Genomic DNA, 11,122 nt, shown 5'->3' with positions numbered 1-11,122 from the left:
CCCCCCCCAGCACTTGTTTCATGCGGGAACTGCCCGTCAGAACAGCGTCGCGGCGCCGCTGGCGAAGTCCGGGTTCTCCAGCTTCAGCAGCTCGGACTTGGCTTCCAAGCCTCCCAGGTAGCCGCCCAATGAACCATCGGTGCGCAGCACCCGATGGCAGGGCAGCACGATGGGAATCGGGTTGGTGGCGCAGGCTGAACCGACGGCCCGCACCGCCTTCGGCTTGCCGATCTGCTGCGCCAGCTGGGCGTAGCTCAGGGTACGCCCGTAATCGATATGGCCCAGTTCCAGCTGCACCTGGCGGCGGAACTCGGTGGAGAGCTGCAAGTCCACCGGAAGATCGAAGCCATGCCGCTGGCCCGCGAAATACTCCTCCAGCTGCCGGGCGGCACCATCCAAGCTCGACTTGTCGCGCAGGATCCGCGGGCTGACCCTTTCCGAGAGCACCTCCAGAATCCGGTCATGGCCTTCGGATTCAAAAGCAACCCGGACCAGCCCGGCATCGGTGCTGGCCAGCAGCAAGGCCCCCACGGGGCTATCGACCACGCGATAGGCAACATCAACAAGTTCCCGTGCACGGGCCCGTTCAACGAGCCGGCTCTGCAGCGAGTCGAGGATTTGCGCTTCAGCGGCCGTAGCCTGCTGCCGATAATTTTTTCCGTTCATGGCTGCTCCCGCCATAGTTCTTGGTCATCCATCCGCGCCCGCAGATTCTTGATCCCATCGGCGCACGAACGCCGGGCGGCAGCTTCGGTGCCGGAAAGGATTCCGGCAATTTGCGCGTAGCTCATTCCGCCCAGGTAGCGGTAGGCCACCACCTGCCGCTGCTTGCCAGGAAGCTGGTTCACCTCATGCCACAGCTGCAGGTTTTCCAACTGCAGATCCGGCCGTTGGGCTGATGGGGCCAGGCTGTCCACGTCTTGGCCGATGAGGATTTCCGGCTTGTTCCTGCGCAACTCGTCAATGGCTTTGTTCCGGGCAATACGCACTAGCCATGCCAGGACATTGGCGTCCTCCGGCAGTTGCGGGTACGCCTTGAGCGCGGCAAGGAACGTTTCGGACCAGGCGTCTTGCGCGCGATGCTCATCAAGCAGGGCACGGCAAACGCGCAGGACGTTCAGTCCATAGTCCTGGACTATCCGCTCGAACGGTGCTTGCATGGCTCTCCTGGAATTCTTGCGCCTTCATGGCTTCTCACCATGTAAACGTACGAGGAGACCATTTTGTGAGGCGTGAACGAAAAAAAATTTACTTCGCGCAGAGACCCCGTGGATTCCTAGAATGCCACCAGATCCAATTCGCTGGCGATCTGCTCAAGGCGGATCAAGTCCAAGTGGAGCATTTCGCCATTTTCCACGCCTTGGGGGTCCGTGGTTCCGGCCAATGCGTCGCGGATGGTGCGCATGGTGGCCCCATGGCTGACAATCATGACCTTGCGCCCGGCATGCCTGCTGGCCAAGTCCAGCAGCGCTGGCACCGCACGGTTCAAGATCTGGGCACGCGGCTCACGCAGGTCCTTGGCAGCAGCCGATTCCGCTTCGCTGACCTCGGCCATGATCCGGCCTTCCAGCGGGCCGAAGCCGCGTTCAATGAGTTCCGGAACGGCGTTCCCCGTCTCGGCCCCGATCTGCTGGGCAATCAGCGCGGCAGTTTCCCGGGCACGTTCCAAGGGCGAAGCAAGTACCAGCGACCAGTTCTGGCCGATCAGCTGGCGCCCGACCTCGCGAGCTTGTTCGCGCCCGGTCTCGTTCAACGGGATATCGGTACGCCCCTGCAGGCGCCCTGCAAGGTTCCAATCGGTCTGCCCGTGTCGCACCAGTGCCAGCGAAGTATCCATGACTCCAGCCTAACCGGGGTAATAGTTATCGAAGAATCTCCGATAACAGCTCCAATACGCAACGTTACGACTCATAGTTGGGTCACGAACGGTCATGTTGCGAAGATTATTACACCATCCCGAGCGGCTGAGAGATCTGGTTCGATGACGCCGCAGCAACCTGCCACATCCGGTGGTTACGGTGCTACCGCCAGAAACGATGCAGCCGCCTACCCGTTGGACCACAGCAGGAAGCGACATTGATTCCGGGATTCCTGCCTCGATCGCGACCCGCCCTGCGGTGCCCGCGAAACCCCAATCGACAAGGAGTCGTAAGCCACCATGGCAGATCACAAGTTTGGATTCCGCACCCGCGCATTGCATGCCGGAGGCACCCCCGATGCCGAGCATGGCTCACGCGCAGTGCCGATCTACCAGACCACTTCGTTCGTCTTCAAGGACGCCGACGATGCGGCCAACCTCTTTGCCCTGCAGAAGTACGGCAACATCTACTCGCGTATCGGCAACCCGACCGTAGCGGCATTCGAAGAGCGCATGGCTTCGCTGGAAGGCGGCATCGGAGCGGTAGCCACCGGCTCGGGCATGGCCGCGGAATTCGTCACCTTCGCGGCCTTGGCCCAGGCAGGCGACCACATTGTGGCTTCCTCGAAGCTCTATGGCGGCACCATCACCCAGCTCGATGTCTCGCTGCGCCGCTTCGGCATCGACACCACTTTCATCGACTCCAATGATCCCGCCGACTTCGAAGCGGCGATCCAGGAAAACACCAAGGCCGTCTACACCGAGGTGGTGGCCAACCCGTCCGGCGACATCGCTGACCTGAAGGGCCTGGCCGAGGTGGCGCACCGCCACAATCTCCCGCTGGTAGTCGATTCGACGCTCACTCCCCCGTACATCCTGCGCCCTATCGAGCACGGCGCGGATATCGTGATCCACTCGGCCACCAAGTTCATCGGCGGGCACGGCACCACCCTGGGCGGCGTGGTCATCGAGTCGGGCAAGTTCAACTGGGGCAATGGCAAGTTCCCCACCATGACCGAACCGGTTGCCAGCTACGGCAACGTCTCCTGGTGGGACAACTTCGGCGAGTACGGCTTCCTGACCAAGCTGCGCAGCGAACAGCTGCGCGACTTCGGACCGGCTCTGCCGGCCCAGTCCGCATTCCAGCTGCTGCAGGGCCTGGAGACCTTGCCGCAGCGCATGGACAACCACCTGTCCAACGCGAAGCAGGTCGCTGCCTGGTTGCAGGCCGATGAGCGCGTGACCTACGTGAACTACGCCGGCCTGGAATCCCACCCGCAGCACGCGCAGGCCAAGGAGCTGCTGCCCATGGGCGTCGGCTCGGTCTTCAGCTTCGGAGTGAAGGGCGGGCGCGAAGCCGGCTCGAAGTTCATCGAAGCCCTGCAGCTGGCCAGCCACCTGGCCAACATCGGCGATGCCCGCACCCTGGTGCTGCACCCGGCCTCCACCACCCACCAGCAGCTGAGCGCCGAGCAGCTGGTCTCCGCTGGCGTGCCAGAAGATCTGATCCGCCTGTCGGTAGGACTGGAAGATGTCGAGGACATCCTCTGGGATCTGGACCAGGCGCTGGCCGCTTCGCAGGAAGCGATTGCCGCTTCCGCCGCAGGGTTCGAGGCACCGGCCTATGAAGGTTCCGCCTGCGCATTGCCAACCGCTTCGAAGGGAGCAATCTAATGACTGCCGTTGATACCGCTTGGGAAGGCCCGGGAGCCGCACAGCGCCTGGAGATCCTGCGCGACACCAAGTCCATCGCCATTGTCGGTGCCTCGAACAAGCCATCGCGCGCCAGCTATTTCGTGGCTACCTACCTGCTCTCATCCTCCAAGTACAAGGTGTATTTCATCAACCCGGTACTCGATGAGATCCTGGGCCAGCCGGTGTACAAGTCGCTGGCCGATCTGCCGGAGACCCCGGACCTGGTCGAGGTCTTCCGCAAGCACGATGACCTGCCTACCGTGTTGGACGAGGCCCTGGCCGTAGGCGCGAAGACCCTGTGGCTGCAGCTGGGATCGTGGCACGAGGAAGTGGCCCGGCGCGCCGAGGCCGCGGGCATGAATGTGGTCATGGACCGCTGTGTGAAGATCGAGCACGCCCGCTTCCACGGCGGCCTGCGCCTGGCTGGATTCAATACCGGCGTCATTTCCTCCAAGCGCCAGGTACTTGCCTAGGGAGTCCAGGATTCCAGGAAATGGGTGCATGCAACATTGCGTTGCATGCACCCATTTTTCTGCGGCAATTCCCCGGAAATGGCCGGTTTGATCAACGACGCTGAACTTTTGCACGGAGCATTCCGAAGGAAGAACAAGACCTCTGCCGAACCATGGTCGACGCAATTGGCCCACGGCATGCCGTGGGTGTGGCCCCGAAGTGCTCGACGCGTTCAATCACAGATCGAAAAATCTGCAAACCACAGCACTGCAACGCAAGGCCAAACGACCCAAACCCTAAAACAGGCAGAGAGAATCGATTTCGATTCGCTACGAGCGCGAACGAAAGAAGAAAAGTCCCGCCCGCACTGCTATATGAAAACTCGATTCCCTTGGCCCGAGAACATTCCAGCATCTCGCAATAGCATGGTGCCGCACCCTCAATGCTGCACGGAGTTGAAATTTCTCTGGGCGAGGATTCCCTCTGCGGCACCCAGCTAAGAGGCATCGGAGACAGTACTCTGGGTTGACGCACTATTCAGAATTCTCCGGAAGCAGAAGTTTCCTTGGAAGTGCGCCAGTTGACTGGAGATACGAAGGAGCAGACAGTGGATGCAAATCGAAGAACCCTATGGTCCGTGGCCCTCGGGATGAGCTTGACTGCCTTGGTATGCAGCGGGATTGCCCTGTATTCGACGGGGGTCATCATGGATGAGAACAACCTGGACTCATGGCCTGCCCCGGCTCTTTGGGTGGTGGCGATTGTTGGCGTCGTGGGGCTGCTGATTAGCTTGCCCGGCTGGTTTGCTACCAAGGAAACCAAAAAGGCTTCCTAGCTGTTGCTTCCCTTGTCCATAATCGGAGCGTTCCGCCGGACGGCCTAGTTCTTTTGACCAGTCATGTCTCCTGGCTGGGTTAGTTCCCGAAGTTCGGGATGTATGGTTCACATAGCCCGTCGATCTGCTTGAACTCTTGCGGGTTCATCCCTTCCAACGCTTCCGGTCCGTCCGATTGACCGCTGGCCCAGTACCAGAAGGCTTCCTTGCTGATGGCCAGGTTGCGGGCTTCGCAGCTGCGGTACCAGCGCGCGGTCACGTCGCCCTCCACGTAGGTGGTGTATCCGAACAGCTTCCCAGCTGCGTCTTCAGTTTTGGCGGCGGCGAAGATGATGTAAGGCCAGGATCCCAGGTCCCATCCGTCGCGGCCCCACCCTGGAACTTCGTACCACCCGGTACCGGCCAGCGACTCCATCCAGTCATACCCTTCGCCGTACAGATCGCGCTCGACAGTTGCTGGGACGGTAACGGTTTCGCGGCTGTCTTTGGTCGTGGTCTGCATAGATTTTCGCATCCTTTCGCTTCACGGAAAGAGGGGCAGGTTGCCAGCCACCCGCCGAAGCCCTCCCCCGGTTGTTTTTTGCCTGCTGGCGAAATGAAATGAAGCGGGGCCAGCCGGAAAACCCATCAACCCGCCAGGGGTGCGCAATCCACGAAAATCTTGGGCCGAAAGAAGCGACGAAGGAGCGCGGCCCTAAGAATTTCTGGGTGGAGCACGCCCGAAGCGCAGCGAGCGGCTTGTGGGTTTGGAGGTGGCCCGTATACTCCGAAGGACAGCAGCAAAAAACAGGAAAAGACCGGACGAAGTCCGGGCTAACAGCCGGCCGCGCCAGCGGACGCCCCATACACCCTGGAGACGAGCTTGCGAGGATCCAGGGTACTCAGCGGGACGGGCACCTCATGGCATACCTAGTCTGTGTCTAACGTCCACGACTATCCTGAACGGGGAATGCTCGCATGTTCAGGACCACCAGCGGGAGTTGTCACAAAAGTTCGGGACATCGGGTTCACGCAGCCCTTGAAACACAGGAAGCATTCAGCCCACTGCAAGTCGCCCGTGATGCCCCACCGCTCAACTGCGAGCAGCACACGAAAGCGTAAAGTACTCGTGCACGGCGGTATTCCATCCAGCTCAATCCTGGAGCAACAAGAGCGCAGCACCATGCGCGGTGAGTATCTTTCGGCCGACCGGCTCAGCGCGTGAGAACTGGTCCACCGGTAACTGGCTTAATGAAGAACCAGAAATCTTCAGAGCGTGGTGTGCAAGTAAGCATACAGCTGGTGGTTTAGCCTAGTTTCATGCGTGGTTCAGTCTCATGGCGACACCACGCACTGTTCGGATTGAGCGTTTCACCTCTCTCATCCGTGCGGGAACCCTGCATAATGGCTAGGTGCCCTATTGGGCACCTAGCCATTTGCATCTGCAAGCACTGAACAGGCTGAGATTGACGTTCTGTGGACCAGAATGGCCACACTTCAACGGTCCAAAACCAGCGATGAACAACCACGAGCAAGCGACGTTTACTTCTTATTCACCGCCATCGCCACTGTTGCATATCCAGGCTTCGCGGCAGTTAACCAGACAGCCGATTTCCTTCCAAGGTCCTTCTTGGTCACGGTCGAATTCGGCTGGGGGTGCCCCTATGTTCTGTGTCAAGCAATTTTCAGCTCCGGAACGTCATAGAGCGATCCGTCCCGGATCATGGCGAACAGGACTGTGAGTCGTCGGTGGGCCAGTGCGATGAGCGCTTGGTTATGGCGTTTACCCTGGGCCCGTTTCCGGTCTTGGTATTCTCGGCTGGTCGGATCAAAACGGATGGAAGCAAACGCCGAAAGGAACAGCGCTCGCTTCAGCCGTTTGTTGCCTGAATGGCTGACGCGTTCGGACTTGATCGACGTGCCTGACTGTCGAGTGGTTGGCGCCAGCCCGGCGTAAGAGGACAGTGATACGGCGCTGGCGAAGGTTTTGCCGGAGGTCTCGGCGATGATGATCGCAGCGGTCCTGACCGCGGCCCCTGGCATGGAAGTCAGGACCGGGTAAAGAGGGTGAGCTTCCACCATGGCTTCCCAATGCGTGGCCACGTCAGCGCGCTGGGCATGCAACGAGATCAATTGCTGGGCCAAGTGCGGTATGACCAGGCCTGCGGCGTCGGTGCCGACCACGACCACGGTTTGCTCATCCAACGTATCCAGGATGGCTCCGGCCCAAGCAGTGTGCCGGCGGGCTCCCTGCTTTTCAGCTTCGCATCGATCCGCGCTTTGCCAGCATGCTTCAGTTGCGCCGGTGTGGGCCAGGCTGCGAGGGCCTCCAGCACCGCGTCGTGTTCCAGCCAAAGGCCGAGGATCCGCTCTAGTGGCGGGTGGATTTGGGTGAACAACCCGCGGATCCTGTCGCTGGTCTGGGTGACCTGCCGGGCCAGATCCAAGTCGAATCCGGCGAGCATGCCCAGGGTGGCTTCATCCTCGTCCGAGACCTGGATACTGCGCAGCGTGTGCGGCATGGTGCGCGCCGCATCAGCGATGATGAACGCGTCTTTTTCATCGGTTTTAGCCGTCCCGGGATACATGTCTGCAATGCGCCGCATCGAGAGTCCGGGCATGTAGGCAACAGTCATTCCTAGGTGCTGAGCGACGGCAACAGCGAGGGCTCCGATGGTTGCGGGTTGGTCCACGACGACTAGCACGGTGCCTTTGGCGCTGAGTTCTTGGTAGACCGAGACGAGTTTGGCTTCGTCGTTGGGCAGGGTCTTGTTCCAGATTTTGGTGCCGTCCTTGGTGACGGCGCAGGCCCAATGGTCTGTTTTCCCGACGTCGAGGCAGAGGAAAATTTCCACACCTGAGATGATCATGACTAGTGCTCCTTTGAACTAGTTCTTGTTCAAAGTCGACCAACCGTCGGTCGCGAAGTCTTAAATCCACGTTATGACAGACGTCCAGTTTTGGCGCAGCGCCCCTGATCAGCAATCACCACGCTGCCATCGCAATCACGGTGGCAACACCCCCGGACTATTGGATAAGCAGGGGCAAGACACCATGCCGAGATTGGTCGGCCGGCAGCTCCTATGTTCCTCGGTGATTAGGAGCTGTCAAAAGATGACGGGTTGTCAGAACCCTCACGAAAGATCTGGTCTAGTCTGTTCAGTCCACTGCTGAAGTACTTGAGCCGGCGACCGATATTGAAGTTTCGAATACTTCGTTCTCGTGCGTCAGAAGAGGAGCTTGGTCGTAGAGACATCCTCCTTCAAACCTCCTCAACTATCTGTGGGGGCTCTTACCCACTCCTGCTCCAAACCCGTTGTGGACACAGCGTGGATCCCGGATCGTGAAGTTGCTGCCACGAGAACGAGGCGCGAATGCGTCTAATTCTAACTTTTTGGCAACATCGAAGTGAAAAGCAAATCTACTAGATATGATCATATGCAATGCATATAAATCAGAATGCATTAATACGTTCGTATTCCGAGGCGCCACCTGCAGTCAGAACTTGCACTAGCGGACGTGGACCCTACTTGGAATTGGCTATCAATTGAAAGAGGGCCCTTTGAAGGGACTAATGACGATGCTTGTCTCTGGGCTGACATGGGCGCTGACCATGGCTGCGATGCCTTCTTACGCATCACAAGTTACGGATCTAAACCTAAGCGATGTCAAGAGCGCTTCGCCTATTCCAGCAGCCGAATCTGCGTCTCTTCTGAAAGACAATCCGTCACCGAAGACGATCACTTTATCAAACGGGGTGATTGTACCTTTCAGTGCAGACGACCGCACGAGTGCTGAAGAGGAAGCATTCCGCAGTGAAGTGTCATTGTTGGTAACTCTCGATCAACTAACGTCAGCCAAGATGAATGAGCAGGGCCTTTCGGAGCCGGCAGAAAATCTGGCGACAATCCCAGTGACAGTAAAACCCAGCGATTTTCTTCTTGGGGTAGCTGAACCGGCCAAGCTCGGGTGCCGTGTTACCAAGCCTTCGTCGAGTGCAGGTGACATAAATATTTCTCGCCCCCAGATTGTAAAATCTGGGACAAAGATTTATGCGTATGCTCGATACAATTGGAAGAATGCACCCTTTTCCGAGTGTTCACGCGGCAAATCTCAGATCGGTGGACCCGACGGGCTAGCAATTACGTTCAACCGCGCCGTCACCAACAAGGGCGTTTCCTTTGTGGGGTGCAACAGCTATAACAAGTGTGAGAAAACTGGATGGCTGGAAACCAACAATCAATATGGTGCGGGTTGGGCGTTCCAGGATTGGGGCTACGCCGCGCTTTACGGACACAGTCCTACATATAAAGGAACTTTGACCTATACGCTAACCACGAGTTCAACTAAATGCCTTCAAGCTTTTGCGAAATATGGGCATTCTTGGAACTCTACAAAGCTGACCGGTTTTAGTATAGGTAAGTCTTCAATCGGAATCTCATGGAATACGAGCTCAAATCTATGGCAGAAATCAAGCCAAGCCGGGTCTTACCGATGCTAGGACGCACCTGGGCAAAGGGAGTAACCCTTGCATCATTTGCTCTGATCGCAGCTGGTTGCTCAACTTCAGATACATCCCAGTCACTATCTGTGGAAGCCGTCATGGACGTTTGTGCAAAAAATGATTGTTTTACCGTAAAAGTTCCTGCGAACCTTTCAGTAACGGTCAACGGCCATGAAGTGAACATTCCATCTTCCAACGGGTCTGGGACAGTGGCTTTGGAATCTGTCGGTGCTGCCCAAGTGACGGCACGCTGGAATTCGTTTGAGAAGACAGCCGATCTGATGATAAGTGATGGATCAGCGGAGTCAGTCACCATCAAGTTTGATGAAATAGCGAGAGTAACCGAACTATAGAGAAAAACCTGAGGTCAAACCCCTGATTATTCTGATCGTCAGCATCACACGGCTGAGGTTCCCGTCGCGGTGCTGGTGATGGTTGATATCGTCGAAGCCGTCCAGGATTGCTGAATCCCCATGAGGGAGAGACCTCATCTGCAACAAGGGTGGCTATGATTGTTCATGTCTCAACAGACTCTTTCGCATGGAAGCATCCCGCGGTCTTTGCAGGATGCTTCCATGTTTAATGCCGAATCCAGAAAATCGCACGTGCCATCCATGAGTCAGTAGAAAGAATTGTCCAGTGAGTCCGCGGGATTTCACCTGCACTTCCTCACCACGGCCATTGACCTCCCCACCGCCAACGCCGAGATTGCCGAAGATCTAGTGCAGCTCGACGGCTCTCCCGTCATCGACTACACCCACTTCTCCCTCGCGTTGAGCCGATCACGCAAGTTCGCCCGATGGGTGAGCTGGAACATCGACGGATCACGCATGCAGTTGCTCTCCCGTGCCGGTATCAACTTCACCAAAGACCCGTTATATTGTTGACAGCTCCTTATCTCCGAGGAGCATAGGAGTTGTCGGCCAACCAATCTCGGCATGGTGTCTTGCCCCCGCTTAGCTAATAGTCCGGGGGCCTCGCCGGTAATCTTTCCCGAGCGCGGCCACTGATACGAAACTTTCACGCCCTTCGCCTTTGAGGTACCTGCGCTTACTTTGACCTCCCTGCCAGTGACTTGCCAGTAGTCGCAGGCTTCTTTACTATTTTCAGCTTCGCTGGAACGACCTTGCCCGTAGACTCACTCGTGACAGTTCTGACCAGCGAACTTAGCAACAGGAATGAACGTTGACCCGTCGGCACCAGCAATAGGGCTCCCCTGGGCATACCTTTGGAAACTCTGCATGGGAAATAGAAAACATCAATTTTGGCAGTGAGCTTCTCAACCGCGATCTTGCTTCCCGTTACATGGGGCTTCGAAATGGCTCTCACGCTAGTAGCAATAGGCATCCCGTACCTTGCAACTACATTGACCGCAGGAACCAGTACACCGAATCTTCCCGCACCGTATTGGTCGAGTAGTCCACCGCGATCACAGCATTCGATCCTTCTCAGATGGACGGTAAGACGCGCCCGTTGCCCCTGGCATCGCTTTACCATTGCGAGTTCTCTGCAGACTCGTAATAGGATAATTGCCCACATTTGAACCGCAGATACTTCGCTTATCCATCCATCTAATTGTTTGAGCGACACGATCAAAGCCCTGACCTGGCATCGAAGCGCATCGTAAGATGAATCCAAACGCATAGAATCGCTGCAATACATTGCAGCCTCTGCGCATCACCCTGCGGCCCTGCAGTGCGGGATAACGCGGCTCCTCCGCGAGAACGGAACTAGTTTTGCTGTCAAAGATCAAAGAAATCGCGAATCGCACCTTCCACGTGGAGATCCGGAATAAGAA

General features: G+C 57.6%; 10 protein-coding genes, 1 pseudogene and 1 riboswitch. Of the genes and pseudogenes, 6 read left to right on the top strand and 5 right to left on the bottom strand.

Translation table 11 applies throughout. The features are described from left to right. Window positions 1-36: 36 nt before the first annotated feature. The 3 genes from ACNPN0_RS01440 to ACNPN0_RS01430 form a co-directional block, all read right to left on the bottom strand. Entirely contained in the window at window positions 37-666 is a 630-nt protein-coding gene (locus ACNPN0_RS01440) for a methylated-DNA--[protein]-cysteine S-methyltransferase (RefSeq protein ID WP_448938415.1), read from the bottom strand. Beyond that, window positions 663-1,160 (bottom strand): RNA polymerase sigma factor, encoded by a 498-nt coding sequence (locus ACNPN0_RS01435; RefSeq protein ID WP_448938416.1) that lies wholly within the window; start codon window positions 1,158-1,160, stop codon window positions 663-665. Before ACNPN0_RS01435 ends, ACNPN0_RS01440 begins: the two co-directional genes overlap by 4 nt. A gap of 116 nt (window positions 1,161-1,276) precedes the next feature. After that, on the bottom strand, window positions 1,277-1,837 hold the full coding sequence (locus ACNPN0_RS01430; protein ID WP_448938417.1) for a histidine phosphatase family protein: 561 nt from the start codon (window positions 1,835-1,837) through the stop codon (window positions 1,277-1,279). Between the two features lie 111 nt (window positions 1,838-1,948). Then, window positions 1,949-2,043, top strand: a riboswitch (SAM riboswitch). 115 nt (window positions 2,044-2,158) lie between these two features. On the opposite strand from ACNPN0_RS01430, the gene ACNPN0_RS01425 reads away from it, so the two are divergent. From ACNPN0_RS01425 to ACNPN0_RS01415, 3 genes are all read left to right on the top strand, one after another. Beyond that, complete coding sequence (locus ACNPN0_RS01425) at window positions 2,159-3,532, top strand: O-acetylhomoserine aminocarboxypropyltransferase/cysteine synthase family protein (protein ID WP_448938418.1); 1,374 nt, start codon at window positions 2,159-2,161, stop codon at window positions 3,530-3,532. Further along, window positions 3,532-4,026 (top strand): CoA-binding protein, encoded by a 495-nt coding sequence (locus tag ACNPN0_RS01420; protein ID WP_105657946.1) that lies wholly within the window; start codon window positions 3,532-3,534, stop codon window positions 4,024-4,026. The genes ACNPN0_RS01425 and ACNPN0_RS01420 overlap by 1 nt, the downstream gene beginning before the upstream one ends. Before the next feature lie 587 nt (window positions 4,027-4,613). After that, window positions 4,614-4,841 carry a hypothetical protein gene (locus tag ACNPN0_RS01415; protein WP_146112981.1) on the top strand — a complete coding sequence of 76 codons (228 nt, stop codon included), beginning with the start codon at window positions 4,614-4,616 and terminating at the stop codon, window positions 4,839-4,841. A 79-nt stretch (window positions 4,842-4,920) separates the two neighbouring features. Here ACNPN0_RS01415 and ACNPN0_RS01410 read toward each other — a convergent pair whose 3' ends face one another. Both ACNPN0_RS01410 and ACNPN0_RS01405 read right to left on the bottom strand, forming a co-directional pair. Then, on the bottom strand, window positions 4,921-5,343 hold the full coding sequence (locus ACNPN0_RS01410; protein WP_448938419.1) for a hypothetical protein: 423 nt from the start codon (window positions 5,341-5,343) through the stop codon (window positions 4,921-4,923). A 1,151-nt stretch (window positions 5,344-6,494) separates the two neighbouring features. Further along, window positions 6,495-7,690: pseudogene (locus ACNPN0_RS01405) on the bottom strand (IS110 family transposase). Window positions 7,691-8,394: 704 nt separating this feature from the next. Between ACNPN0_RS01405 and ACNPN0_RS01400 the strand changes: the two are divergent. From ACNPN0_RS01400 to ACNPN0_RS01390, 3 genes are all read left to right on the top strand, one after another. After that, window positions 8,395-9,321: a hypothetical protein gene (locus ACNPN0_RS01400; RefSeq protein ID WP_448938420.1), complete on the top strand. Its 927-nt coding sequence runs from the start codon at window positions 8,395-8,397 to the stop codon at window positions 9,319-9,321. Then, window positions 9,261-9,677, top strand: coding sequence for a hypothetical protein (locus ACNPN0_RS01395; RefSeq protein WP_448938421.1), 417 nt, complete (start codon window positions 9,261-9,263; stop codon window positions 9,675-9,677). The genes ACNPN0_RS01400 and ACNPN0_RS01395 overlap by 61 nt, the downstream gene beginning before the upstream one ends. Before the next feature lie 279 nt (window positions 9,678-9,956). Then, entirely contained in the window at window positions 9,957-10,211 is a 255-nt protein-coding gene (locus ACNPN0_RS01390) for a hypothetical protein (RefSeq protein ID WP_448938422.1), read from the top strand. The last annotated feature ends 911 nt before the right edge of the window (window positions 10,212-11,122 follow it).

Source organism: Glutamicibacter sp. AGC84 (assembly GCF_053543575.1).
Note: the sequence above shows the minus strand (reverse complement) of the source record. Positions and strands in the feature narration are given on the sequence as shown.

Coding starts and splice junctions, on each gene's coding strand:
- ACNPN0_RS01440 (WP_448938415.1), bottom strand. CDS start 666: ATGAACGGAAAAAATTATCGGCAGCAGGCTACGGCCGCTGAAGCGCAA.
- ACNPN0_RS01435 (WP_448938416.1), bottom strand. CDS start 1,160: ATGCAAGCACCGTTCGAGCGGATAGTCCAGGACTATGGACTGAACGTC.
- ACNPN0_RS01430 (WP_448938417.1), bottom strand. CDS start 1,837: ATGGATACTTCGCTGGCACTGGTGCGACACGGGCAGACCGATTGGAAC.
- ACNPN0_RS01425 (WP_448938418.1), top strand. CDS start 2,159: ATGGCAGATCACAAGTTTGGATTCCGCACCCGCGCATTGCATGCCGGA.
- ACNPN0_RS01420 (WP_105657946.1), top strand. CDS start 3,532: ATGACTGCCGTTGATACCGCTTGGGAAGGCCCGGGAGCCGCACAGCGC.
- ACNPN0_RS01410 (WP_448938419.1), bottom strand. CDS start 5,343: ATGCAGACCACGACCAAAGACAGCCGCGAAACCGTTACCGTCCCAGCA.
- ACNPN0_RS01400 (WP_448938420.1), top strand. CDS start 8,395: ATGACGATGCTTGTCTCTGGGCTGACATGGGCGCTGACCATGGCTGCG.
- ACNPN0_RS01395 (WP_448938421.1), top strand. CDS start 9,261: ATGGAATACGAGCTCAAATCTATGGCAGAAATCAAGCCAAGCCGGGTC.